The organism is Rhodococcus sp. LMD (assembly GCF_056108245.1).
Genome location: NZ_CM148557.1, coordinates 23988 through 48160 on the forward strand (window position 1 = coordinate 23988; position 24173 = coordinate 48160).

Here is a 24173-nt window from a genome sequence, read left to right on the forward strand (position 1 = left end):
CGCGCACCCGTGCGCCCTCGGACCGATAACGGAGAATCCCCATGAAGAAGACCCTGTTCCTCGCTGCCGCCGCGGCCGCGACCCTGCTCGCCGCCGGATGCTCGTCCGACGAGCCCGCCGCCGCGTCCGCGGACTCGCTCACCGTCTCCTCGGCGTGGGCGAAGGCCGCCGAATCCGGCATGACCGGTGCATTCGCCGAACTCGAGAACACCGGCGACACCGACATCCACATCGTCTCCGCTGCCAGCCCCAGTTCGGCACGGACCGAGATCCACGAGATGGCGGCCGGCGACGGCGGCGCCATGGTGATGCGCGAGAAGGCGGACGGACTGGTCATTCCCGCGCACAGCACCCATTCGCTCGCCCCCGGCAACGACCATCTGATGCTGATGGACCTCGTCGAGCCGGTCCTGCCCGGTACCGAAGTGACCTTCGAGCTGACCTTCGAGGACGGTTCGACGACCGAGTTCACCGCACAGGTCCGCGACTTCTCCGGCGCGCAGGAGAACTACCAGCCGAGCGCCGGCGCGGGGGCGAACCACGGTGGCTGAGCTGAGCCGGCGGCGTCTCCTCGGTGGCGGCGCCGCCGTCCTGGGCGCCGCCGGCATCGGCGCGGCCGGAGTCGGGACGGGTCTCGGGTACGCCGCCACGCGGGAGCCCGAGCCCACCGGTGGGCGCACGGTCGCCTTCCACGGCGTGCACCAGGCCGGCATCGACACCGACCCGCAGGCCTTCGCCGCCTTCGTCGCGCTGGATCTGCGTCCGGGACTCGACCGTCGCGCGCTGGTCGGGATCATGAAGGTGTGGGCCGAGGACGGTCGCCGGCTGGCCGGGGGCAGTCCCGCCCTCGGCGACACCGAGCCCGAACTCGCCCTCGATCCCGCGCGGCTGACCGTGACGGTCGGATTCGGCCCTGCCGTGTTCGACGCGGCCGGTCTCGAGGCGCAGCGGCCGGAGTGGCTGCGGCCGCTGCCGGCGTTCTCGATCGATCGCCTCGAGGAGCGCTGGTCGGGCGGTGACCTCCTGCTGCAGGTATGTGCCGACGACCCGGTCACCGTCTCGCATGCGACTCGCACGCTCGCCAAGAGCGTGCGATCGCTGGCCACGGTGCGCTGGATCCAGCGCGGATTCCGCAACGCGGTGGGCACCAAGCCCACCGGGACCACGATGCGCAACCTGATGGGTCAGGTCGACGGCACCGTCAACCCGGCCGCGGGAAGCACGGACTTCGACCGGCAGGTGTGGAATCCCGGCGCCCCGGCCTGGCTGGCCGGGGGCACGTCCCTGGTGTTGCGGCGAATCCGCATGGAACTCGACACGTGGGACGAGCTCGACCGGCCCGCCCGGGAGCTCGCGGTGGGCCGGGACCTGGCCGCCGGGGCGCCGCTGACCGGCAGCCGGGAGCACGACGATCCGGACTTCGCCGCCACCGACGTCCACGGCATTCCGGTGATCCCTCCGGAATCGCACGTCGCCCGGGCGCGGCCCCGGAACGCGAACGAGCAGTTCCTGCGACGCGGCTACAACTACGACGACCCGGACGGCGCCGGACTGTTGTTCGCGGCGTACCAGGCCGACGTGGACGCGCAGTTCGTCCCGGTGCAACAGCGGCTCGCCGAGCACGACGCGCTGAACCCGTGGATCACCCCGGTCGGGTCGGCGGTGTTCGCCGTCCCACCCGGATTCGGTCCCGGGGGATACCCGGGTGACACCCTGTTCGAGGGCTGACGGAGCCTGCTCCCGGCCGGGATCCGCGTGGAATCCCGGCCGGGGCACCGCCGTACCTACAGTTTGTATGGTTCCCGTCACACCCGGCCGAAATGGCGCTACCGTCAGGGCACGCGTCCATCCGGGTCGAGGAAAGGCGGCACGCTCATGACTACAGCACTGCCGGAACGTCAGGGCTTCGGAACCCTGCGCGCGGGGGGACTGCACTGGGACGCCTTCCCGCTGCGGCTGTTCGCGAAGGGCAACGCGAAGTTCTGGGATCCGCTCGATCTGGACTTCAGCCGCGACGCCGCCGACTGGAACGAGCTCAACAGCGAGCAGCACCGCAGCGCCACCTATCTCGTCGCACAGTTCGTGGCCGGTGAGGAAGCCGTCACCCAGGACATCCAGCCGTTCCTGCGGGCGATGGCCGCCGAGGGCCGTCTCGGCGACGAGATGTACCTGACCCAGTTCTGCTTCGAGGAGGCCAAGCACACCCAGGTCTTCCGGCTGTGGATGGACGCGGTGGGCCTGACCGCGGACCTGCACCCCTACGTCGCGGACAACCCCTACTACCGGCAGCTGTTCTACGAGGAACTGCCCCACTCGTTGCGTGTCCTCGAGACCGATCCGAGCCCCGCCAGCCAGGTCCGCGCCAGCGTCACCTACAACCACGTCATCGAGGGCAGCCTCGCCCTCACCGGGTACTACGCCTGGCAGAAGGTGTGCACGAAACGCGGGATCCTGCCCGGGATGCAGGAACTCGTGCGCCGGATCGGCGACGACGAACGCCGGCACATGGCATGGGGAACCTTCACGTGCCGCCGCCACGTCGCCGCCGACGACTCGAACTGGGATGTCGTGCAGCAGCGCATGGGGGAGTTGCTGCCGCTCGCGCTCGGCATGATCCAGTGGGTCAACGACCAGTTCGAAGAACAGCCCTTCGGTCTCGATCCCGACGAGTTCGTCTCCTACGCCGCCGACCGCGCCCAGCGACGGCTCGGGGCCATCGAATCCGCCCGGGGCCGGCCCGTCGAGGAGATCGATCTCGACTACAGCCCCGAGGTCCTCGAGGACAAGTTCGGTGCGGAGGATGCCGCGGTGCTGACCAGCCTCGCGGAGAACTGAACCGGGCGGTCAGAGCAGCGCGACGGCCGCGAAGGCCAGCAACAGGATCACCGCGACCACGGCTCCGATCGCCGAGTAGTTGCGGCTCGGCGGCGTCGCGGTGGAGGTGAGCGTCGCGCCGGCGGTGTCGTCGGCGTCGCCGTCCTCGGGCCGCGCGTCGCCGGATCGGTGGTCGGCGCCGGTCGTCGCGGGAACGGGTGCGGGGCTCGCGGGTGCGCCCGCTGCCCTGTCCCGTTCGGCCGCCGCTTCGGCCCGGGCACGCTCGGCCGCCTCGAGTTCACGGATGCGCGGAATGCCACCGGTGAGAACATCGGTGACGTCGTACGACGGGGGCAGTCCGATCCGCGCCTTGACCACGCGTGCGGGTGTGAAGCCGGCCGCGAGGATGGCGGCCCCGAGGGCGGCGGTCTGCTCGGGACCGGGTCCGACGAGGGTGCGTACCCCGAGTTTCGCGGCGAGGCTGTCCGCGATGGACTGCACGTGCGAGCGGTCGCGCGCGACGAACCCGTCGCCCATCACCACGACGGCGTCCAGATTGTGCGAAAGCCAGCCGAAGGCGCCGAGGGCGGTGGCCAGCTGGGCCGCGGGGGACGGGGCGCTCTTGGCGGCGAACCGGAACGCCTTGCCGGCCGAGACGCCGGAACGCACGAGGTTGACGGTCGAGCCGCCGTCGTCGACGTGGAAGATGCCGACGAGCTGTCCCGGGGTCTCCGAGATCTCCGAGGCGTACCACGTCGCGGCCGCCTCGGCGTCCGACACGAGGGCGATGTGCCGCAGGTCCGCATAGTCGAGCGCGGCCCGCAGTGCGGCCACGGTGGACTGGTCCCACCGTGACGGGTAGGTGGCGGTGACGCTCGGCAGGCCGCCGTCGGGTCCGCTGTCCGGTGGCAGCGGGGGGCATTCGTGCAGCAGGCAGGCGATTGCCGTGGCCATCGAGTCCTCGGCCCGGTAGATGCGTCCGTCGCTGGCGGTGACGCCGGCGGGATCGCCGACCCGGCCGAGGAATCCCGACAGGTAGCGGGCCTCGCCGGCCGGATGCGGGGCGCCGCCGAGGACGGTGGTGCCGTCGGAGTCGATGTGCAGGACGGTGTCCCGGGCTATGACGACAGGATCGGGACTGCCGGGGTCGTTGGAAGCGAGGACCGCGGTGGACACCACGCTCCCGATCCGGAGACCGACTCCCACAGCCATGTCAAACCTCCTGTAGACAACGATCGGCGTACATCTTGCTACCGACTCGGCTACGGCCGGGGAAGCCGCGCCGTAGCATCGCGCGGGATCTTGCAGGGACCACTAGGATTCGCGCGTGAGATCAGCACCGCCCGTGCGCACCCAGGGTCTCGAGGCTGCGGCAGTTGCGGACGGATACTCTCGCATCCGGCGGGGGTGGCACCTGTCAGGTTCTCGGCCGGATCGTCCGCCGGGGCGGGAACGCCTGCCGGGCGTGGGTCAGCAGGAACAGGCTGATCACGGCCACCCAGGCCGGGAAGACCAGGGTGAGCCACAGCGCCTCGGTCACCGCGAACAGCAGGACGAGAGCGAGTAGGTAGGTGGGGGCGACCAGCCATCGGGGCATCAGCCCGGTGCGCATCCAGATGGTGGCCAGCGAGATCATGAAGACCGCGGCCATCCGGATCGAGTAGACGTTGCTGATCTGCAGGATCAGCGCGTGCGCGAAGGCGGCCGACTCCTGGGCAGGGACGGCCGCCGCCTGGTCCGCCAGGAGCAGACCGCCGGCACTGGCCATCGTGACGAGGATGAGCGCCAGGAACAACAGGCCGCTGCCGACGAAGACCGTCGAGAAGAACTGGTCCTCGAGGTCGCCCAGCCGGTGCCGGAGCGCACCGATGAACCACAGGAACGCGATGCAGGCGAACTGGGACAGCATCAGTGCGACGGTGAGCCGTGAGCGGCCGGCGTCCAGCCACTCGGTCGTGCCGAAGGGGTCCGCCGGGATCGCCTGACGGATCAGGACGATGCTCGTCGTGAACAGGACCGCGAACACGATCCCGACGGCGGCGGCGGCGTGCGGGGTGGTCAGCCGGTGCAGGTGCGGTTCGCTGCGCTCCGCGGTCATGCCCGGATTGTCTCCGACCAGCGGCGATGCGGGGGCACAAACGACGGATCGCGACCTCGTGTGCGGGTCACAAGATGCGAAATGCGCACTTACGCGCCGGTAAGTTAGCTGTTACAGTGCGTACCGCTTGTGTCGTCCGACACACGGACATCGACCTGTGAAGGGACCGTGGGGATGGGGATGGGGATGGGGCGCGCCCGACGATGGGTCGGCGCCGCGGCGACGGCCGCGGCGCTGACGGGAACGATGCTCGCGGCGCCGGCGACGGCGGGCGCGGACGCGAACTTCTACGATCCTCCGCTCGACCTGGCCGGCGCCTCCGGCGCCGTACTCCGCAGCGGACCGTCCGACCTCGCCGTCCGCGTCCCGACGCCGCAGGGCGTGTTCCCGGCACAGGGCACCCGGCTGCTCTACCGCAGCCACGATGCGAACGGCGACCCCAACGCCGTCGGCGGCACCTACCTCGAGCCGTCGCTGCCCTGGAACGGTCCCGGTCCGCGGCCGCTCGTCGCGATCGCGCCGGGCACCCAGGGCCAGGGCGACCAGTGTGCGCCGTCCAAGCAGCTGAACTCGCTCGTGTCCTACACCCCGCCGCTCGACCTGTTCACCGAGTACGAACTGCTGTCGATCAACACCATGCTGCTGCAGGGCATCGCCGTCGTCGTCACCGACTACGACGGTCTCGGGACGCCGGGCCACCACACCTACGTCAACCGCCTCGCGGAGGCGCACGCGGTGCTCGATGCGGTCCGGGCGGCCCAGAGCCTGCCCGCCGCGTCCGTCACCCCCGACGGGCCGGTCGGCCTGTGGGGGTACTCCCAGGGCGGGGGTGCCGTGTCGGCGGCCGCCGAACTGCAGCCGACCTACGCACCCGAGTTGAACCTGGTGGGCGTCTATGCCGGTGCGCCGCCCGCGGACCTCGAGGCCACGCTGAACCAGGTCGACGGAACGGCACTGACCGGCGTGATCGGCTACACGATCAACGGCCTGGGCGAGGCCTACCCCGAGCTCCGGGATCTCATCGACGCCGAGATCAACGACCGGGGACGCGAGATGCTGCAGTCGGTGGCGAACCAGTGCGCCCCGGAGACGATCTTCCGCTACGGCTTCCAGCGCACGAACGACTACACCCGCACGGGCGAGCCGCTGAGCGTGGTCGTCGACCGGTTGCCGGAGGCGAAGGAAGCCATCGCCGCGCAGCGGATCGGACGCCTGCAGCCGTCGGTGCCGGTACTCGTGCAGCACGGAACGATGGACGACATCGTGCCCTACGGCCAGGGTCACCGGCTCGCGACGGACTGGTGCGCCCTCGGCGCCACTGTCCAGTTCTCCACGAACACCACCCCGCCGATCCTGCCGGGCCTGGCCGTCAATCACGCGCTGCCGCTGGTCGCGGGCATGCCCGAAGCGGTCGCCTACCTGAACGACCGGTTCGCCGGGCGGCCCGCACCGTCCAACTGCGGCGCCTTCTGACCGACGGCCGCGTGGGATCCGCGGACAGGACGGTCAGCCGCGACAGCGATTGCTGTCGCGGCTGACCAGGGCGCGCGCGGCCGGCGGCCCGTTCACACCACCGGATGGTCGGCGCCGAGGAATCTGCGGGCGAGGTTCTGCTCCACCGACGGCCCGGGCGACCATTCGGCGATCCACGGGCCCGTGCCCTCGCTGGGATCGATCACGCCCTTTTCCAGCCAGGTGTAGCGGCCGTCGAGGACGTCGGCCGTGAGCTGCCGGTCGGCATCGTCGGTGTGCGTCCACAACGCGGCGAACAGCGAGTCCACGCGGAGCTTCGCCTGGAGGCAGAAGACGTCGGCGAGTTCGTAGGCCGCATCCGTCTCGGGGTGACCGTCGGTGTGGTACATCTGCGCCCGTACGCAACTTGCCGACATGGCGAACAGTTCCGCGCCGATGTCGACGAGCCGCCCCAGGAAATTCTGCCGCTTCTCCAGACCACCCTGCCACCGGGCCATGCCGTAGAACGTGGACCGAGCGAGCTTGCGTGAACACCGCTCCACGTAGCGCAGATGGTGTGCCACGGGACCGAATTCGCCGTAGGAGGTGGGCAGCTGGCCCTTGCCCGCCACCAACTGGGGCAGCCACTTGGCGTAGAAGCCACTCGCCTTGGCGGCGGCCCGGGCCTTCGTGTCCAGAGTGGCTTTCGGATCGGCCAGCTCACCCGCCACCCGCAGGTGGGCATCCACGGCTTCGCGGGCGACGAAGAGCCGCATGATCTCGCTCGAGCCCTCGAAGATCCGGTTGATCCGCAGGTCCCGCAGGAGCTGCTCGGCGGGCACCATCCGCTCCCCCCGGGCCGCGAGCGACGCCGCCGTCTCGTAGCCGCGTCCCCCTCGGATCTGCATCAACTCGTCGGCGATCTCGCAGGCCACCTCGCTCGACCACAGCTTGGCCAGAGCCGCCTCGATGCGGATGTCGTTGCGGTCCTCGTCGCACATCTGGCCGGTCAGTTCCACCACGGCTTCGAGGGCGAACGTGGTGGCCGCGATGTATCCGATCTTGCCGGCAATCGCATCGTGCCGACCCACCGGGCGACCCCACTGGACACGGGCGCCGGACCATTCCCGGGCGATCTTGAGCGCCCACTTGCCGGCACCGGCGCACATCGACGGGATCGCGAGCCGGCCGGCGTTGAGGGTGGTCAGGGCGATCTTCAGGCCGTCACCCTCGCGGCCGATGAGATTCTCCTTCGGCACCCGCACCTTGTACAGCCGGGTGAGGCCGTTCTCGATCCCCTTCAGGCCCAGGAACGAGTTGCGGCGTTCGACGGTGATGCCCGGGGTGTTCGCCTCGACGACGAACGCCGAGATGCCGCCGCGGTGGCCCTCGCTGCGCGGCACCCGCGCCATCACCACCAGCAGTTCGGCGACCACTCCGTTGGTGGTCCACAGCTTCACGCCGTCGAGTTCGTACGCGTCGCCGTTCTCCACCGGCACCGCCGTCGAGGCGAGACGGGCGGGATCGGAACCCACGTCGGGCTCGGTCAGCAGGAAGGCCGAAATCGCCCCCCGCGCACACCGCGGGAGGAAAGCGCGCTTCTGTTCGGGTGTCCCGGCCAGCTTCAAGGGTTCGGGCACTCCGATGGACTGATGCGCCGACAACAGGACGCCGAGGCTCGGGTGGGCGCTGGCCACGAGCATCAGCGCGCGGTTGTAGGCCACCTGCGACAGTCCCAGGCCGCCGTACTCCTGGGAGATCTTCATGCCGAAGCAGCCGAGCTCGGCCAATCCGGCGACGTATTCGTCAGGAATCCGGGCCTCGCGCTCGATGCGGCTGCCGTCCACACCCTCGCAGAAGCGGCGAAGCTCTGCCAGGAACCCTTCGGTCCGGGCCTCCTCGTCGGGGGTGGGCCGCGGGAACGGATGGATGAGGTCGAGGGTCAGACGCCCGAGAAACAACTCCTTTGCGAACGACGGCTTGTGCCAGCTGGTCTCGCGGGACTCCTCTGCGAGAGCGCGCGACTGTTCCTCGCTGGCGTGTATCTGCTGTGCCATGTGATGCCTCCCCGATAGGACTGCTACCGGCGAGTATCCACCCGTTTTGTGACGTGCATCACGATATTCGCCGGATCGGTACCGGCGAGTAACCCGAGGGTGTGCGACAGATCACGGAGCGGCGCGGTGGCCGTCCCGACAGGCACCCCGTGCGGGTCCGTACGCTGGAGTGGTCACCGACGACGCACCCGAGCACCTCCACCTTCCCGCCTACGCGGACCACCGCTGGAGGCCGACATGGAATTCCTTGCGTCCGTACCTGTCGTACTACTGCTGACAATCCTGATCTACGTTGTCGCCGGCCGGATCGTCGATCTGGAACTACGCGTCACCGAACGACAACTGCTCGAAGAAGGGCAGGCCGCGCGCGACGCGACCTGCCCCGGATCCGATTCCGTCCCGTGATCCCGGCGGACCTCAGTCCTGCTTCTTCGGTCCCCCGGCAGGACCACTCGGCGGCTGCGGCTTCGCAGAGGTGCCCTTGCCACCGGCAGCCGCGTTCTTCGGCTCGGGGGTCGGCTTGCGAGCCGGTTCCTCCTTGGCCGCATGCTTTCCGGTCGGGGCCGCATCGGCCGTGCCCTTCGGTGCCGCGTCTGTGCTCTTCGGCGCCGTGCCGGCCGCCGGCGTGGGCTTCGGTGCCGGCGTGGGCTTCGGAGCCACCGCCTCGGGCGTCGCGGCCGGCTCGGGCTTCGTCTTCGCTGCGTCCGCCGGCTTCGGTGTGGCGGCTTCGGTCTTCGGTGCTTCGGTCTTCGGGGCGGCGGCTTCGGGCGTCGCGGCCGGCTGGGGCGTCGTCTTCGGTGCGTCCGCCGGCTTCGGTGTGGCGGCTTCGGTCTTCGGTGCTTCGGTCTTCGGCGCTTCGGTCTTCGGGGCGACGGCCTCGGGCGCTGCGACCGACACGGGCGGAACCGACTCGATCCGCGGCGGCTCCGGAGCGACGGGCGGGTGATCCCCGAGCCGGCTGCGGTAGAACACCACTCCACCCGCGGCGACGACGCCGAGCGCACCGACCGTCACCAGGAGCCTGCGGCCCCGGCCCCGGGAACCGGACTCGATCGTCGCTGCGGCCTGTGCGCGGCGGCACTCCCGGTTTCCAGCCATGTTCCGGGCGACGTCGAGACCCTTCCGGGCGACGAACAGTCCGGTGACAAGCGGCCCCCGCGCCAGGGCCGTCGCGCCTTGACCTGCCAGCTTCAGGTAGCCGCCGGCCCCCTTGGATTCCTTCGGGGGGCACACGAGTTCGCTTCCGGTGCCGGACCCGCTCTTGGTTCTGGACTCGCTCACACTCGTCATGTACCCACTTTTGCACAGCGAAACCTCACTCCTGGGGTATGAGAGACGGACCGCTCCGGTGTCGCGGACCCGGATGGCACGATGGAGGAGTGACTTCACCTCAAAAGACTGCAACCGCGACTCTGCACACCAACCGCGGCGACATCGTGATCGAGCTCTTCGGCAACCATGCCCCGAAGACCGTCGAGAACTTCGTCGGCCTCGCGAACGGCACCAAGGAGTACAAGACCGAGAACGCCAAGGGCGAGACCAGCGGCCCGTTCTACGACGGTGCGGTCTTCCACCGCGTCATCGACGGCTTCATGATCCAGGGCGGCGACCCGACCGGCACCGGCCGCGGCGGCCCGGGTTACCAGTTCGGCGACGAGTTCCACCCCGAGCTGCAGTTCGACCGCGGCTACCTGCTCGCGATGGCCAACGCCGGACCGGGCACCAACGGTTCGCAGTTCTTCATCACCGTCGGACCGACCCCGCACCTGAACCGGCGCCACACGATCTTCGGTGAGGTCACCGACGACGCGTCGAGGAAGGTCGTCGACGCGATCGCCACGACGGCGACGGACCGTGCGGACCGTCCGGTCGAGCCGGTCGTCATCGACAGCATCACCATTTCCTGAGAGAGACCAACATGACGAACCCCGGCTGGGGCCACGCGGCCGGCGGGGGCGGCCACCCGCCCCAGCCGCGGTGCGTCCGGCATCCCGATCGCCCGACCCTGCTCTCGTGCAGCCGATGCGGACGACCGGCCTGCCCCGACTGCCTGCGGTCCGCCGCGGTGGGTCAGCAGTGCGTCGATTGCGTCGGGGCCGCTCGACGTGATGTCCCGCAGGCCCGCACCGTCGCGGGCGCGCCCGTCCGGTCGCAGGCGAACACCCCGCTCGTGACGTACATCCTGATCGCGCTGAACACCGCAATCTTCGCGATCACCGCGGCCCAGTCCGGCAGCGTGATGAACAACGAGCGCTCGTCGAGCCTGTTCTTCGAGTGGGCGCTGTGGCCGCCGATGATCGCCGCTCGCGACGAGTACATCCGGGTGCTGGGCAGCGGATTCCTGCACTTCGGGGTGCTGCACCTCGCGGTCAACATGTTCGCGCTGTACGTGATCGGACGGGACACCGAACTCGTCCTCGGCCGGCTCCGGTACCTGGCCGTCTACCTCGTGTCGATCCTCGGCGGATCCGCGGCAGTGATGCTGCTCGAGACCGGCGCCGTCACTGCCGGCGCCTCCGGCGCCGTGTTCGGCCTGCTGGGAGCGCAGGCGGTGATCCTGATGCGGCTGCGGCGCAGCCCCGCGCCGGTGCTGGCGATCGTCGTCCTCAACGTCGTCATCAGCATCACCATCCCCGGCATCTCCCTGTGGGGACACCTCGGCGGCCTGGCCGCGGGTGCGGCGGCGACGGCGGCACTGTTGTTCGCCCCGCGCGCACTGGGCGCGGGCGACGACCGCGCCCGCTTCGTCCGGACGGGATGGCTCGCGCTGGGGGGCGTCACGGTGGTCACCGTGCTGGTCCTCGCCCTGGCCGTCCTGCGCCTGCGGGCTCAGCTCGGCGTCTGATCCGGCGCCAGTCCCCGCACCGCGAGTGCGTCGTACACCGTGCGGGGATCGGTACCCAGGTCCCAGCGCCCGAAGATGAGCAGTTGCTCGTCGCCCTGGGTGTCGCGCACGTCGATCTCCAGCATGGGGACCCGCCGGCCGAGCCGCGGATACGCGACGATCCGTACCCGCGTCAGGGCTGCGCGGGGCAGCTCGCGTCGTCCCGTCAGGCGGGTGACGGCCAGTCCGGCGCCTTCGGGAAGCACCTCGAGCCGCGGGCGCTGCCGGGCCGCGAGTGCCGCGACGACGAGTGCGACCGCGGCCGCGAGCCCGACGAGGGTGCGGCCGGCAGGATCGGGAGTCGTCGCCGCGGCCACCGCGAGCACGACGCCGCCCACCGCCAGCGCGACGATCGCGAGCGGGGGCGTGGACCAGCGCAGGGGTTGTTCACCGGACACGGGGAGCTTTCCCCAGTTCGTCCACAGGTTTGTCCACAGGTGGGGATGAACTACACTCCTGTAACCTCACCGCCACCTCATGGTCATGATCAGGCCGACGATCATGAACCCGAAACCGATGAGGAAGTTGTACGCGCCGAGGTCGTTCATCCACGAGATCTGCTCGGCCGCGAGGTAGTAGACCACCAGCCAGGCCAGGCCGATCAGCATGAAGCCGAGCATCACCGCGACGTACCAGGTGCTCGACGGTCCCGCCTTCACCTTCACGGGGGTGCGGCTCACCGGGTTGATCGTGTAGTCGGTCTTCTTCCGGACCTTCGACTTGGGCATGACGTCCTCGTTCGTGCGGTACCGCGCGGGGCGGACAGGTAGGTTGGGCAGCTACCTGGCGTGTACTACCAGTGCGTGTACTACCAGTGTGAGTACACGCTAACGCAGAATCCGGAACGGAGGGTCCACGTGTCGGACGGCCGGGCCCGCGCGCTCGGGTGGACTGCCGCCGCGCTGGCCGTGTGCCTGCTCGCCGGTTTGCTGCTCGGCACCACCCGCGGGGTCTCCGACGGCGAGGAACTGCGCGTGAGCGACTCCGCGCGGCTGTCCGACCTCGTGCGGGCAGCGCAGGCCAAGTCGGACGAGCTCGCCGCCACCCGCGACGACCTCGCGGGACGCGTCACCGAGTTGCAGGCGCAGGCCGCGGCCACCGACGACGACGTCGCCGCGGTGCTCGCCGACACCGTCGCTCTCGAGGATCCGGCCGGCCTGACCGCACGGCGTGGCCCCGGGGTCACCGTGAGCCTCACCGATGCGCCGCGCGGCGCCGACGGCAGGTATCCGACGGATGCGTCGCCCGACGATCTCGTGGTGCACCAGCAGGACGTGCAGAGCGTGCTCAACGCGATGTGGGCCGGCGGGGCCGAGGCGATCGCGATGCAGGATCAGCGGCTCGTGGCGACGTCGGCACCGCGCTGCATCGGCAACACCCTGTTGCTGCACGGCCGTACCTACTCTCCGCCGTACGTGATCACCGCGCTGGGCGACCCGGCGCGACTCGAGGCCGCCCTGGCGGCCGAGCCGGGCATCCGCGTGTACAAGCAGTACGCGGCGCGCTACGGGCTGGGCTACACGCAGCAGTCGTCGGAGTCGTTGTCGGTACCGGCCTACACGGGCGGAGCAACGCTGCGTTGACGGGTCGGTACCCTTTCCGCATGCGCATCCTCGTCGTCGACAACTACGACAGCTTCGTCTTCAATCTCGTGCAGTACCTGGGGCAGCTCGGGACGCGGGCCGAAGTCTGGCGCAACGACGACGAGCGACTCACCGGTGCCGCGGACCGGATCGCGGCCGAGTTCGACGGCATCCTCCTGAGCCCCGGGCCGGGCACGCCGCAGCGCGCCGGTGCGAGCATGGACCTCGTGCGGGCCTGCGCCGACGCGGGCACGCCGCTGCTCGGGGTCTGCCTCGGCCATCAGGCGATCGGTGCCGCCTTCGGTGCGACCGTGGACCGGGCCCCCGAGCTGCTGCACGGCAAGACCAGCTCGGTCTGGCACGACGGCACCGGTGTGCTGGCCGGCCTGCCGGATCCGTTCACCGCGACGCGCTACCACTCGCTCACGGTGCTGCCCAACACGCTGCCGGACGAGCTCGTCCCCACCGGATTCACCGAGAGCGGCATCGTCATGGCCCTCCGGCATCGCGAGCTGCCCATCCACGGCGTCCAGTTCCACCCGGAATCGGTCCTCACGCAGGGCGGCCACCGGATGCTCGCGAACTGGCTCGGCGTGTGCGGCGAGGCGCCGGACGAACAGCTGGTCGCCCGTCTCGAGGCGGAAGTGGCTCAGGCGCTCGCCGGGGGCGTCGCCTGAGCCGTCCGCACGGCACCCGAGCCGCAGCTCAGCGGATACCCAGCACGCCCACACCCACGGTGAGGGTCTCCGACTTGGAGATCTCCGACCCCGGCGGCTGCTGCTGGGCGATGACCTTACCCACCAGCTCCGGGTCGAGGGTGGCCTCGCGGTTCTGCACGAGCTGGGCCGGCGAGCCCGTCCAGCCGGCCGCCCGCAGTTCCGCCAGTGCCTCGGACACCGTCCTGTTCGTCAACGCGGGCATCTCGATGCGGTTGCCGTTGGACACCTGGATGGTGACCGTGTCGCCCTCCGTCGCGCTGGTGCCGCCCGCCGGGCTGCTCGACACCACCGTCCCGGCCGGCTGGCTCGAGTCGATCTCGTCGACCACGACGGTGAAACCGGCGGCCTCGATGTTGTCGCGCGCCACCTCGGTGGCCTGACCCACGACGTTGGGCACGCGGATCTGCTCGGGTCCGCTGCCGAGCGTCACCCGCACCGCGCTGTCGCGGTCGGCGTCGGCTCCCGGAGCGGGGCTCTGGTCGACGACGGTGTCGCGTTCGGCCGACGACGACGGTGCGCGGGCCACGTTCGGATCGAGGCGCAGTCCGGCGTCGGTCAGGGCCTGCAGCGCCTCCTGCTGGTTCATGCCCGCCAGCCGCGGGATCTGCACCTGTTCGGGGCCGCTCGAGACCTCGAGGGTGACGGTGCTGCCCTCCTCGGCCTGGACTCCGGCGACCGGCCGGGTGTTGACGACGTTCCCGGAGGCGACCACGGCGTCGGGTTTCATCTGCACCGAGACCTCGAACCCGGCATCCTGCAGCCTGCTCTCCGCGATCTCCGCGGCAAGGTTGCGCACGTCGGGGACGGGGATCTGCGCGGCGCTCGATCCCGGGCCCGACGTCCACAGGAACACCCCGACGATGCCGACGATCACGACCGCCGCCAGGCCCAGCAGGGTGTTGCGCAGGACCCGGGAGCGCTGAGGCGTCGCCACGGTCCCGCCGGCAGCGGCTCCGGCGGGACCGCGGTCCGCGCCGTTGCGGGGTGTCCCGGCACCGTCGACGGCCCCGAGGATGGTGGTGCGGTCCTCGTCGGTCATCACCATCGGTGCGCTGGGCTTCTGGCCGCTCAGCACGCGGATCAGGTCGCTGCGCATCTCGGCGGCACTCTGGTACCGGTTGGCGGGGTTCTTCGCCATCGCCTTGAGGATCACCGAGTCCAGCTCCGGCGGGACGGCGGAGTTCACCGACGACGGCAGCGGCGGGTCCTCGCGGACGTGCTGGTACGCGACGGCCACGGGGGAATCACCCTGGAACGGCGGCTTGCCGGTGAGGATCTCGAACAGGACGCAGCCGACCGAGTACACGTCGGAACGGGCGTCCACCTGCTCGCCGCGGGCCTGTTCCGGCGACAGGTACTGGGCGGTGCCGATCACCGCGGCGGTCTGCGTCATCGGGCTCGCGGCGTCGGAGATGGCCCGGGCGATGCCGAAGTCCATCACCTTCACCGCGCCGGAACGGGTGATCATGACGTTGGCGGGTTTGACGTCGCGGTGGACGATCATGTTGCGGTGGCTGAAGTCGAGGGCGGCGCACACGTCCGCCACGACCTCCATGGCCCGCTTCGGGGTCATCGGCCCCTGGGAGCGCACGATGTCGCGCAGCGTGTCGCCCTCGACGAACTCCATGACGATGTACGGCAGCGGGCCGGACTCGGTCTCCGCCTCACCGGTGTCGTACACGGCGACGATCGCCGGATGGTTCAACGCCGCGGCGTTCTGGGCTTCGCGGCGGAACCGGAGATAGAACGTGGGGTCGCGGGCGAGATCGGCGCGCAGCACCTTGATCGCCACGTCGCGGTCGAGCCGCAGATCCCGGGCCAGGTGTACCTCCGACATGCCACCGAAGCCGAGGATCTCACCCAATTCGTAGCGGGAAGAGAGCTTGCGGGGTGTGGTCATGACTGTCCTCGGGTGACTGGCTCGAGCGGGGTGAACGGGTTGTCGATGGCTCCGGGTTCGAGACCGCCGTCACCGTCGTCCGGCAGGGAGACGGTGGTCGTGGTCGTCTCGGCCGTCGTCGTGGTGGCGGCCGTCGTCGTGGTGGCGGCCGTGGTGGTGGTGGGCGCCGTGGTGGTGGTCGGCGCCTCCGTCGTCGTCGTCGGCGGCGGGGTGGTCGTCGTCGGCTCGGGGGTGGTCGTGGGTGCCTGCGTCGTGGTCGGGGGCGCCGTCGTCGTCGGCTCCACCGTCGTGGTGGTGGTCCGCGGCGGCCGCGTGGTCGTCGTCGTGGCACGGGTGGTGGTCGTCGGTGCCTGCGTGGTCGTGGACCGTGCGGGGCCCGCGTCCCCGGAATTGTCGCCGCCCAGCAGCACCAGCGCCAGCGCAACGAGTGCGAGCGCCACGGCCGCCCCGGCCGCCCAGGCGATGGCCTTCGGGCTCGGTGAGCGTTTGTCGCCGGACGGGGCGGGGCCGGTGGGTGGCTGGTCCCCGCCGTTCGCGAACGCCGGGGCGTAGTACGGCCGCGACGGCGGCGGCGGCGGGGTCGGACCGAGCGCGCGGGTCGCAGCCGGGGACGTCGTGCCCGGCACCCCCGGCGGCAGGATCCGCGTGGCACCGGTGACCGGCGGCACGTTGCCCGGCGGCGGCACCGATCGCCCGGAACGCACCGCGGCGACGGCGTCGGCGAACTCGCCGCCACTCGTGTACCGGTGCGCGGGGTCCTTCGTCATGGCGATCTCGATGAGCTCACGCACCCCCGCCGGCAGGTCGGTGGGCAGCGGAGCGGGGGTCTCCTGCACGTGCTTCATCGCGACGGTGACGACGCTGTCGCCGAGGAACGGCCGCCGGCCGGCGAGGGCCTCGTATCCGACGACGCCGAGCGAATACACGTCGCTTGCCGACGTCGCCTCCTGGCCGAGGGCCTGCTCGGGGGCGATGTACTGGGCGGTGCCCATGACCATCCCGGTGCGCGTCACCGGTGACGCGTCGACGGCCTTGGCGATGCCGAAGTCGGTGATCTTGACCTGGCCGGTGGGGGTGATGAGGATGTTCCCGGGCTTGACGTCGCGGTGCACGACTCCGGCGTCGTGCGCCGCCTGCAGCGCCCGGCCGGTCTGTTCGAGCATGTCCAGGGTGTGCGGCAGCGACAGGCGGCCCACCCGGGCGAGCACGGCATTGAGGGGTTCGCCGTGCACCAGTTCCATCACCAGGTACGCAATGGACTGTCCCTCGGCGTCGGTGGTCTCGCCGTAGTCGAACACGCCCGCGATGCCGGGGTGGTTGAGCTGGGCGGTGGTGCGCGCCTCGAACCGGAATCGGGTCAGGAAGTCCGCGTCGCCGGAGAGTTCGGCCTTGAGGACCTTCACCGCCACCCGGCGGTCGAGGCGGGTGTCGAGCCCTTCCCACACCTGTCCCATGCCACCGGTGGCGATGAGCCGTTGCAGCCGGTAACGGTCGGCGATCATGGCGCCGCTGTGCAAAGCCATAATCAGCCTCTCTGCATTCCCGCCGCGATCACGGCACGTCCGATCGGCGCGGCAACCGAGCCTCCCGTGGCGGCGAGAGCGCGATCGCCGCCGTCCTCCACGATGACCGCCACGGCAACAGTGGGCTGCTGGGCAGGCGCAAAGGCGATATACCACGTGTGCGGGGGAGTGTTACGGGGATCGTCGCCGTGCTCGGCGGTGCCGGTCTTCGACGCGATCTGGACCCCCGGAATCTTGCCCTCGCCGCCGGAGAAGTTCTCGGATCCGATCATCAGGTCGGTCAGGGTGGCCGCGACCTGCGGTGACATGGCCTGCCCGGCCGAGACCGGTGAGGTCTCCGCCAGCACCGACAGGTCCGGCGACTGCAGCTGGGACACCAGGTGCGGCTGCATCCGGACGCCGCCGTTGGCGATGGTGGCGGCGATCACGGCGTTCTGCAGCGGGGTGAGTGCGACGTCACGCTGGCCGATGCTGGACTGGCCCAGCGCGGCGCCGTCGGGGATCGGCCCGATCGTGCTCGCCGCGACGGGGACGGGGATCTCCACGGACTCCCCGACACCGAGGGCCTCCGCCTGCTCGGCGAGGGCCTCCTTGCCGGTCTCGATGCCCATCTCGACGAAGGCGGTGTTGCAGGAGCGGGCGAAGGCTTCGCGCAGGGAGGCCGTAGGGCCGCCACCGCACGTCGCGCCGCCGTAGTTCTCCAGGGTGGTCGCGGTGTCGGGCAGCGTGATGTTGGGCGCGGCGGTGAACTGGTCGTCGGGGGTGGTGCCCGCAGCGAGGGCCGCGGCGGTCACCACGACCTTGAAGGTCGAGCCCGGCGGGTAGGTCTGCGAGATGGCGCGATTGAGCATCGGTTTGTCGGGGTCGGCGTTGAGTTCCTCCCACGCCTGCGAGGTGGCGGCGCCGTCGTGGCCGGAGAGCCGGTTGGGGTCGTAGCTCGGGGTGCTCACCATCGCCAGGATGCGACCGGTGCTGGGCTCGATGGCGACGACCGAGCCGGTGTAGCCCTTGGCGGTGAGTTCGTCGTACGCCACCTGCTGCATGACAGGGTCGATGGTGGTGACCACGTTGCCGCCGCGAGGATCCCGTCCGGAGACCAGATCGAAGAAGCGCCGGCCGAACAGCCGGTTGTCGGACCCGTTGAGCACCTCGTCCTCGGTGCGCTCGAGCCCGGTGCTGCCGTACTGCATCGAGTAGAACCCGGTCACCGGTGCGTAGGCGAGCGGACTCATCGGCTGCTCGGGGGCGGCCGGGTACGTGCGCAGGTACTTGTAGCGGCTGTCGGTGGGGACCGACACCGCCAGGACCTGTCCGCTCGCGGAGATCTGGCCGCGCTGACGCGAGTACTCGTCGATGAGCACCCGCGAGTTGCGCGGGTCGGTGCGCAGGTCGTCGGCTTTGATGACCTGGACGTAGGTGGCGTTGGCAAGCAGCGCGACGACCATGAACATCACCGCCATCGCGACTTTGCGGAGCGGTGTGTTCATCCGCGCCCCAGCATTTCCGTCGGCGCGTCCGCGATCGGTGGCGGTGCCTTCTTGCGTGGGGCGGCGGGCTCGCGGGCCGCGTTGGAGATCTTCACCAGCAGCGCCAGCAGGAGGTAGTTCGCCAGCAGCGACGAGCCGCCGTAGGACATGAACGGTGTGGTGAGACCGGTGAGCGGGATCAGCTTGGTGACGCCGCCGACGACGACGAACAACTGGATCGCGATGGTGAACGACAGTCCGGCGGCCAGCAGCTTGCCGAAACTGTCGCGGACGGCGAGCGCGGTGCGCAATCCCCGCGTGATGAGGATCAGGAAGAGGACGAGAATGGCGCTGAGGCCGATGAGCCCGAGTTCCTCACCGATCGTGGCGACGATGAAGTCGGTCTTGGCGAACGGCACCTGCGCGGGACGTCCGCTGCCGAGCCCGGTGCCGGCGACGCCCCCGGTGGCGAGACCGAACAACGACTGCGAGATCTGGTAGCCGGTGTTGTTGTAGTCGGCCAGCGGGTCGAGCCAGGTCTCCACGCGCACCCGCACGTGCCCGAACATCTGGTACGCGAAGTAGAAGCCGACGACGAGCAGGGCGCCCCCGACGAGCAGCCAGCCCACCCGTTCGGTCGCGATGTACAGCATCACCAGCACCGTGCCGAACAGCAGCAGCGACGTGCCGAGGTCCTTCTCGAACACCATGACGCCGATCGAGAGGATCCACGCCGCGAGGATCGGGCCCAGGTCGCGGGCGCGGGGGAAGTCCATGCCGAGCACGTGTTTGCCGGCGGTGGTGAACAGGTCGCGCTTGGCCACCAGCACGGACGCGAAGAAGATGATGAGCAGGATCTTGGCGAACTCGCCGGGCTGGATGCTGAATCCGGGCAGCTTGATCCAGATCTTGGCGCCGTTGACCTCGGAGAAGCGGGACGGCAGCAGGGCCGGGACGGCGAGCGCGACGAGACCGATCAGGCCCAGGGTGTAGCTGAACCGGGCGAGGAGCCGGTAGTCGTGCAGCAGCGCCAGCACCGCGACGAAGCCGGCGATGGCGAGCGCCGTCCACAGCACCTGCTGGTTGGCGTCGGGGGAGGGGATCGGCTGACCGAGGTAGCGCGCGTTCTCCTCGTCGGCGAGGTCGAGTCGGTGGATCAGGACCAGTCCCAGGCCGTTGAGCAGCGCGACGATCGGCAGCAGCAGCGGGTCGGCGTAGGGCGCGAACCGGCGCACCGTCAGGTGCGCGGCGAGGAACAGCACCGCGTACGTCAGCCCGTACTTGGCCAGGTCCATGGTCAGGGTCTGTTCCTGGCTGGCTTCGACCAGCATCAGCGACACCGTGGTGATCGCGATGGCGGCGACGATGAGCAGCAGCTCCGTGTTCCGCCGCGTGGACACGGCGGGAGCCGGGGCGAAGCCTCCGGGGGGACTGGGGAAGGAGGCTCCGGGTGCGTGGGACACCGACATCAGGCGCCCACCCGGCAGTTCTGGCCCGGCACCTGCGGGACCGTCGGCTCGGGCGCCGGGGCCGGGGCGGTTGTCTCGGCGGGGGGTGCGGGTTCCGACGCGGGAGCGGCCGTCGGGGCCGGCGCGGGAGCCGGTGGGGGCGCCGGCGCCGGTGCGGGCTCGGGAGCCGGCTGTTCCTCGACGCACACCGGGAGCAGGTCGTTCTCCGCGAGCCGGTTCATCTGCGTGCGCGCGTCGTCGAGAGACCCCGACGGCAGGCCCGCCCGCACCTGTTCGCGGGCCGCCGGCTGCAGATCGTCGACCAGCATGACGCGGCAGTCCGCCTCCTGCGGGGAGGTCAGGGTCAAGGTTCCGTCGTCCGCGAGACAGCCGACGAGGGACTGTTCCTGCAGGGAGTAGCCGAGGACGCTGCCGGGCACGCCGCGCAGCACCGTGACGCGGCCGTCGTCGTCGCCGACGTAGTAGTAGCTGCGGATCATCGTCCGGCCCACGGCCGCACCCGCGACGAGCAGCCCGAGCACCACGATCGAGACGAGCGGCCACCACATCCGGCTGCGTCTGCGCGCGGGCTCGGGATCCTTCTGCGCGACGACACGCTTGGGCGTGGCGCGCGGCGGACGCATCGCGGCGGCGCGGCCCGCGGCGGTGTTCGGCGGCGGGGTGTCCTCGTCGTCCCCCGACGCGGCGCCGGCGACGATCGGATGGCTCTGGCCGTAGTCGAGATCGATGACGTCGGCGACGACGACGGTGACGTTGTCGGGGCCGCCGCTGCGCAGGGCGAGTTCGATGAGCCGATCGGCGCACTCGTCGTGCGTGCCTTCGCTCATGGTGTCGGCGATGGTCTCGTCGCTGACGACGTCGGACAGGCCGTCGGAGCAGATGAGGTAGCGGTCGCCGGCGCGTGCCTCGCGCACGGTGAGGGTCGGTTCGACCTCGCTGCCGGTGAGGGCACGCATGATGAGCGAGCGCTGCGGGTGGCTGTGCGCCTGCTCGGGCGTGATGCGCCCCTCGTCGACGAGGGACTGCACGAAGGTGTCGTCGCGGGTGATCTGGGTCAGCTGGCCGTCGCGCAGCAGGTAGGCGCGCGAATCGCCGATGTGGGCGAGGCCGAGTTTGCTGCCGGCGAAGAGGATGGCGGTGAGCGTGGTGCCCATGCCGTCGAGTTCGGGTTCCTCCTCGACCTGATCCGCGATGGCGGCGTTGCCCTCGCGCACGGCGGCGGCGAGCTTGCCGAGCAGGTCCCCGCCGGGTTCGTCGTCGTCGAGGTGGGCGAGCGCCGCGATCATCAGCTGCGAGGCGACTTCGCCGGCGGCGTGACCGCCCATGCCGTCGGCGAGGGCGAGCAGGCGGGCCCCCGCGTACACGGAATCTTCGTTGTTGGAACGAACCAGGCCACGGTCGCTCCGGGCGGCGTATCGCAGTACAAGGGTCACGGGCGGAGCTCGATCACGGTCTTCCCGACCCGGACAGGAGTGCCCAGGGGTACGCGGACGGCGGTGGTGACCTTGGCGCGGTCCAGATACGTGCCGTTGGTCGAGCCCAGATCCTCGACGTACCAGTCCGACCCGCGGGGCGACAGGCGGGCGTGCCGGGTGGAGGCGTAGTCGTCGGTGAGGACGAGGGTCGAGTCGTCGGCCCGGCCGATCAGGACCGGTTGGGAACCGAGCGTGATGCGGGTGCCTGCGAGCGCGCCCTGGGTCACCACCAGGTACTTCGCCGACTTGCCCCGGCCCAGCGACGGCAGCACCGACTGGTTGCGCGGCGAGTAGCGCGGGACCGGACGTGCGGCACCGGCGTAGATGTCCGACCGCAGCGTGCGCAGGATCGCCCAGATGAACAACCACAGCAGGAGCAGGAACCCCGCCCGGGTCAGCTGCAGAATCAGCCCCTGCACGGCTCGCCCTCCTTCTGCGTATCGGCCCGGTGCGGTGTCGTCCGGTGCGCTGCGGTCACCCACAATACGGACCCCGGGCGACGAGACGCATCGTCCGGCGCGTTGCCGACGCGTCGGATGGGTCTCGGGCCGGTTCCGATCGGGTCTCGGTCCTCGGCGCTCAGAGAATGCGCACCAGGATCTCCGAGTGACCCGCCCGGATCACGTCGCCGTCGGCGAGCTGCCAGTCCTGCACGGATGCACCGTTGACGGTGGTGCCGTTGGTCGAGCCGAGATCCGAGAGCATGGCCACCTGCCCGTCCCAGCGGATGTCGATGTGGCGGCGGGAGACGCCGGTGTCCGGCAGCCGGAACTGGGCGTCCTGCCCACGTCCGACGATGTTGCTGCCCTCCCGGAGCTGGTAGTAGCGTCCGCTGCCGTCCTCGAGCTGGAGCGTCGCGGTCAGCACCCGGCCGGCCTGCGGGGGCTGGTACGCGCCGGCACCGTAGCCCTGGTCTGCGTACCCCTGCTCGGGGTAGCCCTGCTGGCCGTAACCCGGATCCGCATACCCCTGGTCGGGGTAGCCCTGTCCGGCATAGCCCTGCTGGCCGTACCCCTGATCCGGGTAGCCCTGGTCGTAACCACCGGGCTGGGCGTATCCGCCCTGGTAGCGGTCGTCGCCGTAGGCCTGCTGGGACGGGTACTGCGGAGAGTAGTCGCGCCCGTAGTCCTGGCTGTACGCCTGTCCGGAGTAGCCGCCGTAACCTCGGTCTTCGCCGTAGCCCCGCTCCTCGTGCCCGCCGGGCGCGCCGTAGCCCTGCTGGTCGTATCCGCCGGCGTCGTAGCCGCCCTGCTCACCGCCGTACGGTGCCTGCGCGGAGGGGTACGCCCCGCCGTTCCGCTGGCCCTGCTGGTAACGCTGATCCTGGCCTACGTGCGCGTGACCGTTCCGCGCGTACTGCGGCTCGGCGCTCTCGGCGGGGTCACGGCTTGGGTCGTAGCCTGGGTTCTGCGTCATCGAGCCAACTCCTGGGTCGGGGGTCACGGTTGAACGGTGGTGCGGTGTCCGTGAGGCCGGGGCGCGCCCGACGTCGGGGTCGACCGACCCGTGCGTGCGGAACTGCCCGGTGTGCAGCGCCGCCGACGACTCGAATCCGACCTGGATCTGACCGTAGGTCTGCCACCCCTGCTCGCGGATGAAGTCCTCAAGGTGACGCGCGAACGCCTTCACCGTCAAGTCCCGATCCGCGGCGAGGGCTTCGTGATCGGATTCGCTGATCGTGATCACGTACCGGTTGGGAGCCAGCGTGTGGCCCCGGTCGAGCTGCTGGACGCCGTCCGTGGCCTCGCGTTGGAGCGCGGCCTCCACTTCCTGCGGAACGACGCCGCCACCGAAGACGCGCGCGAACACGTCGCTGACGGCAGCCTGCAGCTTGCGTTCGAATCGCTGCGCGATACCCACGGCGACCCCCTTTCCGGTCTGCGTGTCGCAATGCAGAGCTCGCTTCTGCATGGTATCGACTTTTCGTCCGATCCGGCCCGGTGGAGGGGGCGCCCCCGCCGCCGCGGTCCGGCGCATCGCCCGGAAAGGGCCTCTGCGCAGGCGAATCGTTGTTCGCCGAGGGGGTGTGTTACTGTTTTCCAGTCGCTCGGGCGAGTGGCGGAATGGCAGACGCGCTGGCTTCAGGTGCCAGTGTCCTTCGGGACGTGGGGGTTCAAGTCCCCCTTCGCCCACCACATCGGGCCCCCGATCCTCGCGGATCGGGGGCCCGAGTCGTTCTCCGGTCGCTCGGTGCGTTCGGTTCAGGAGCCGGCCGTCGCGAAGCGCGTCCGCAGGTTCGCAATCATGCAGTGCAGCTCCCGCTGGGTCTCGCGCAACTTCCGGACCTCCGCCTCGTACCGCTGTGCTGCGGCGACGGAGCCGCTGCCGCGTTCGATCCGCGCGCAGGTCTCGGCGGTGGCGAGTGCCGCGGTGACGCTGTCGTTCTCGCGATGGAGGATGCCGAGGAACACCTGTCCCTGGTGGACGTCGGCGACGGTGTGCTCGTCGGCGGTGGCCGCGAGATCCGTCAGGCTCGTCGCGCCGTGGGGCGAGGACGGGGTTGTCGTGCGATGTGCAGTGCGGGTCGTGCTCATGGCGAGCAGTCTGGCATCCCCGGACGGATTACATGCAGGATGCATGGTCTGTTGTGCCCGATTCGGGACGTTTTCCCAGTCTGTTGAGTGTTCAACAAGTCGCCACGTGACGGACGTCTCTGCGCAACCGCTTCGGGCGATGGTTCCCGCTGGGGAACAGGGTCAAACCCGCTGTGACTCACTTCACGGAACTTTTGTT

Annotated in this window: 23 protein-coding genes and 1 tRNA gene; 10 read left to right on the forward strand and 14 right to left on the reverse strand. The window is 70.4% G+C overall.

Going from position 1 to position 24173, the window contains the following annotated elements:
* Positions 1-41: 41 nt before the first annotated feature.
* The 3 genes from ACWPQI_RS00115 to ACWPQI_RS00125 all read left to right on the forward strand — a co-directional run bounded on the left by ACWPQI_RS00115 (position 42) and on the right by ACWPQI_RS00125 (position 2835).
* On the forward strand, positions 42-551 hold the full coding sequence (locus tag ACWPQI_RS00115; RefSeq protein WP_010595459.1) for a copper chaperone PCu(A)C: 510 nt from the start codon (positions 42-44) through the stop codon (positions 549-551).
* The gene (locus tag ACWPQI_RS00120; protein ID WP_040273121.1) at positions 544-1728 is read left to right on the forward strand and encodes a Dyp-type peroxidase; all 1185 of its coding nucleotides are present in this window, start codon (positions 544-546) and stop codon (positions 1726-1728) included. Before ACWPQI_RS00115 ends, ACWPQI_RS00120 begins: the two co-directional genes overlap by 8 nt.
* 147 nt (positions 1729-1875) lie before the next feature.
* Positions 1876-2835 carry a R2-like ligand-binding oxidase gene (locus ACWPQI_RS00125; RefSeq protein WP_010595461.1) on the forward strand — a complete coding sequence of 320 codons (960 nt, stop codon included), beginning with the start codon at positions 1876-1878 and terminating at the stop codon, positions 2833-2835.
* A gap of 9 nt (positions 2836-2844) precedes the next feature.
* Here ACWPQI_RS00125 and ACWPQI_RS00130 read toward each other — a convergent pair whose 3' ends face one another.
* Both ACWPQI_RS00130 and ACWPQI_RS00135 read right to left on the reverse strand, forming a co-directional pair.
* Complete coding sequence (locus ACWPQI_RS00130; protein WP_010595462.1) at positions 2845-4026, reverse strand: DUF7159 family protein; 1182 nt, start codon at positions 4024-4026, stop codon at positions 2845-2847.
* Between the two features lie 205 nt (positions 4027-4231).
* Positions 4232-4912, reverse strand: a complete 681-nt coding sequence (locus tag ACWPQI_RS00135; RefSeq protein ID WP_010595463.1) for a hypothetical protein — start codon at positions 4910-4912, stop codon at positions 4232-4234.
* Between the two features lie 180 nt (positions 4913-5092).
* Between ACWPQI_RS00135 and ACWPQI_RS00140 the strand changes: the two genes are divergently transcribed.
* On the forward strand, positions 5093-6385 hold the full coding sequence (locus ACWPQI_RS00140) for a lipase family protein (RefSeq protein WP_152692998.1): 1293 nt from the start codon (positions 5093-5095) through the stop codon (positions 6383-6385).
* A gap of 92 nt (positions 6386-6477) precedes the next feature.
* Here the strand turns inward: ACWPQI_RS00140 and ACWPQI_RS00145 are convergent, their stop codons facing one another.
* Positions 6478-8421: an acyl-CoA dehydrogenase family protein gene (locus ACWPQI_RS00145; protein WP_040273126.1), complete on the reverse strand. Its 1944-nt coding sequence runs from the start codon at positions 8419-8421 to the stop codon at positions 6478-6480.
* Positions 8422-8658: 237 nt separating this feature from the next.
* Here ACWPQI_RS00145 and ACWPQI_RS00150 point away from each other — a divergent pair, with 237 nt between their 5' ends.
* Complete coding sequence (locus ACWPQI_RS00150) at positions 8659-8826, forward strand: hypothetical protein (RefSeq protein ID WP_017682272.1); 168 nt, start codon at positions 8659-8661, stop codon at positions 8824-8826.
* A gap of 12 nt (positions 8827-8838) precedes the next feature.
* Here ACWPQI_RS00150 and ACWPQI_RS00155 read toward each other — a convergent pair whose 3' ends face one another.
* A complete protein-coding gene (locus ACWPQI_RS00155) occupies positions 8839-9711 on the reverse strand; it encodes an alginate biosynthesis protein AlgP (protein WP_228287135.1) in 873 nt (290 codons plus the stop codon).
* An 89-nt stretch (positions 9712-9800) separates the two neighbouring features.
* Here ACWPQI_RS00155 and ACWPQI_RS00160 point away from each other — a divergent pair, with 89 nt between their 5' ends.
* Positions 9801-10328 (forward strand): peptidylprolyl isomerase, encoded by a 528-nt coding sequence (locus ACWPQI_RS00160; protein ID WP_017682271.1) that lies wholly within the window; start codon positions 9801-9803, stop codon positions 10326-10328.
* 11 nt (positions 10329-10339) lie between these two features.
* Positions 10340-11266: a rhomboid family intramembrane serine protease gene (locus ACWPQI_RS00165; protein WP_040273131.1), complete on the forward strand. Its 927-nt coding sequence runs from the start codon at positions 10340-10342 to the stop codon at positions 11264-11266.
* On the opposite strand, the gene ACWPQI_RS00170 is transcribed toward ACWPQI_RS00165, so the two are convergent.
* Both ACWPQI_RS00170 and crgA read right to left on the reverse strand, forming a co-directional pair.
* Positions 11251-11703, reverse strand: coding sequence for a PH domain-containing protein (locus tag ACWPQI_RS00170; RefSeq protein ID WP_010595469.1), 453 nt, complete (start codon positions 11701-11703; stop codon positions 11251-11253). The genes ACWPQI_RS00165 and ACWPQI_RS00170 overlap by 16 nt on opposite strands.
* A 66-nt stretch (positions 11704-11769) precedes the next feature.
* Positions 11770-12033: a cell division protein CrgA gene (crgA, locus tag ACWPQI_RS00175; RefSeq protein ID WP_003936616.1), complete on the reverse strand. Its 264-nt coding sequence runs from the start codon at positions 12031-12033 to the stop codon at positions 11770-11772.
* A gap of 129 nt (positions 12034-12162) precedes the next feature.
* Between crgA and ACWPQI_RS00180 the strand changes: the two genes are divergently transcribed.
* Both ACWPQI_RS00180 and ACWPQI_RS00185 read left to right on the forward strand, forming a co-directional pair.
* Positions 12163-12888, forward strand: coding sequence for a DUF881 domain-containing protein (locus tag ACWPQI_RS00180; RefSeq protein ID WP_010595470.1), 726 nt, complete (start codon positions 12163-12165; stop codon positions 12886-12888).
* A 20-nt stretch (positions 12889-12908) separates the two neighbouring features.
* Positions 12909-13565: an aminodeoxychorismate/anthranilate synthase component II gene (locus ACWPQI_RS00185; protein WP_010595471.1), complete on the forward strand. Its 657-nt coding sequence runs from the start codon at positions 12909-12911 to the stop codon at positions 13563-13565.
* 28 nt (positions 13566-13593) lie between these two features.
* Here the strand turns inward: ACWPQI_RS00185 and pknB are convergent, their stop codons facing one another.
* The 7 genes from pknB to ACWPQI_RS00220 all read right to left on the reverse strand — a co-directional run bounded on the left by pknB (position 13594) and on the right by ACWPQI_RS00220 (position 23351).
* The gene (pknB, locus tag ACWPQI_RS00190) at positions 13594-15507 is read right to left on the reverse strand and encodes a Stk1 family PASTA domain-containing Ser/Thr kinase (protein ID WP_010595472.1); all 1914 of its coding nucleotides are present in this window, start codon (positions 15505-15507) and stop codon (positions 13594-13596) included.
* The gene (locus ACWPQI_RS00195; RefSeq protein WP_048771170.1) at positions 15504-17030 is read right to left on the reverse strand and encodes a serine/threonine-protein kinase; all 1527 of its coding nucleotides are present in this window, start codon (positions 17028-17030) and stop codon (positions 15504-15506) included. The genes pknB and ACWPQI_RS00195 overlap by 4 nt, the downstream gene beginning before the upstream one ends.
* Positions 17031-17032: 2 nt before the next feature.
* On the reverse strand, positions 17033-18517 hold the full coding sequence (locus ACWPQI_RS00200) for a peptidoglycan D,D-transpeptidase FtsI family protein (RefSeq protein ID WP_010595475.1): 1485 nt from the start codon (positions 18515-18517) through the stop codon (positions 17033-17035).
* Positions 18514-19965 carry an FtsW/RodA/SpoVE family cell cycle protein gene (locus ACWPQI_RS00205; protein WP_474738560.1) on the reverse strand — a complete coding sequence of 484 codons (1452 nt, stop codon included), beginning with the start codon at positions 19963-19965 and terminating at the stop codon, positions 18514-18516. The genes ACWPQI_RS00200 and ACWPQI_RS00205 overlap by 4 nt, the downstream gene beginning before the upstream one ends.
* On the reverse strand, positions 19965-21398 hold the full coding sequence (locus ACWPQI_RS00210; RefSeq protein WP_026137849.1) for a PP2C family protein-serine/threonine phosphatase: 1434 nt from the start codon (positions 21396-21398) through the stop codon (positions 19965-19967). Before ACWPQI_RS00210 ends, ACWPQI_RS00205 begins: the two co-directional genes overlap by 1 nt.
* Entirely contained in the window at positions 21395-21859 is a 465-nt protein-coding gene (locus ACWPQI_RS00215) for an FHA domain-containing protein FhaB/FipA (RefSeq protein WP_010595478.1), read from the reverse strand. The genes ACWPQI_RS00210 and ACWPQI_RS00215 overlap by 4 nt, the downstream gene beginning before the upstream one ends.
* Positions 21860-22019: 160 nt before the next feature.
* A complete protein-coding gene (locus ACWPQI_RS00220) occupies positions 22020-23351 on the reverse strand; it encodes an FhaA domain-containing protein (protein WP_010595479.1) in 1332 nt (443 codons plus the stop codon).
* 138 nt (positions 23352-23489) lie between these two features.
* Between ACWPQI_RS00220 and ACWPQI_RS00225 the strand changes: the two genes are divergently transcribed.
* Positions 23490-23575: transfer RNA gene (locus tag ACWPQI_RS00225), tRNA-Leu, on the forward strand.
* 66 nt (positions 23576-23641) lie between these two features.
* Here the strand turns inward: ACWPQI_RS00225 and ACWPQI_RS00230 are convergent.
* A complete protein-coding gene (locus ACWPQI_RS00230) occupies positions 23642-23974 on the reverse strand; it encodes a hypothetical protein (protein WP_010595480.1) in 333 nt (110 codons plus the stop codon).
* Positions 23975-24173: the final 199 nt, after the last annotated feature.

Bases quoted from the DNA above. Each gene is read 5' to 3' on its own strand.
- ACWPQI_RS00185 (WP_010595471.1), top strand. From the start codon at position 12,909: ATGCGCATCCTCGTCGTCGACAACTACGACAGCTTCGTCTTCAATCTC.
- ACWPQI_RS00140 (WP_152692998.1), top strand. From the start codon at position 5,093: ATGGGGATGGGGCGCGCCCGACGATGGGTCGGCGCCGCGGCGACGGCC.
- pknB (WP_010595472.1), bottom strand. From the start codon at position 15,507: ATGACCACACCCCGCAAGCTCTCTTCCCGCTACGAATTGGGTGAGATC.
- ACWPQI_RS00155 (WP_228287135.1), bottom strand. From the start codon at position 9,711: ATGACGAGTGTGAGCGAGTCCAGAACCAAGAGCGGGTCCGGCACCGGA.
- ACWPQI_RS00115 (WP_010595459.1), top strand. From the start codon at position 42: ATGAAGAAGACCCTGTTCCTCGCTGCCGCCGCGGCCGCGACCCTGCTC.
- ACWPQI_RS00220 (WP_010595479.1), bottom strand. From the start codon at position 23,351: ATGCAGAAGCGAGCTCTGCATTGCGACACGCAGACCGGAAAGGGGGTC.
- ACWPQI_RS00230 (WP_010595480.1), bottom strand. From the start codon at position 23,974: ATGAGCACGACCCGCACTGCACATCGCACGACAACCCCGTCCTCGCCC.
- ACWPQI_RS00130 (WP_010595462.1), bottom strand. From the start codon at position 4,026: ATGGCTGTGGGAGTCGGTCTCCGGATCGGGAGCGTGGTGTCCACCGCG.
- ACWPQI_RS00125 (WP_010595461.1), top strand. From the start codon at position 1,876: ATGACTACAGCACTGCCGGAACGTCAGGGCTTCGGAACCCTGCGCGCG.
- ACWPQI_RS00200 (WP_010595475.1), bottom strand. From the start codon at position 18,517: ATGAACACACCGCTCCGCAAAGTCGCGATGGCGGTGATGTTCATGGTC.
- ACWPQI_RS00205 (WP_474738560.1), bottom strand. From the start codon at position 19,965: ATGTCGGTGTCCCACGCACCCGGAGCCTCCTTCCCCAGTCCCCCCGGA.
- ACWPQI_RS00150 (WP_017682272.1), top strand. From the start codon at position 8,659: ATGGAATTCCTTGCGTCCGTACCTGTCGTACTACTGCTGACAATCCTG.
- ACWPQI_RS00165 (WP_040273131.1), top strand. From the start codon at position 10,340: ATGACGAACCCCGGCTGGGGCCACGCGGCCGGCGGGGGCGGCCACCCG.
- ACWPQI_RS00195 (WP_048771170.1), bottom strand. From the start codon at position 17,030: ATGGCTTTGCACAGCGGCGCCATGATCGCCGACCGTTACCGGCTGCAA.
- ACWPQI_RS00145 (WP_040273126.1), bottom strand. From the start codon at position 8,421: ATGGCACAGCAGATACACGCCAGCGAGGAACAGTCGCGCGCTCTCGCA.
- crgA (WP_003936616.1), bottom strand. From the start codon at position 12,033: ATGCCCAAGTCGAAGGTCCGGAAGAAGACCGACTACACGATCAACCCG.
- ACWPQI_RS00135 (WP_010595463.1), bottom strand. From the start codon at position 4,912: ATGACCGCGGAGCGCAGCGAACCGCACCTGCACCGGCTGACCACCCCG.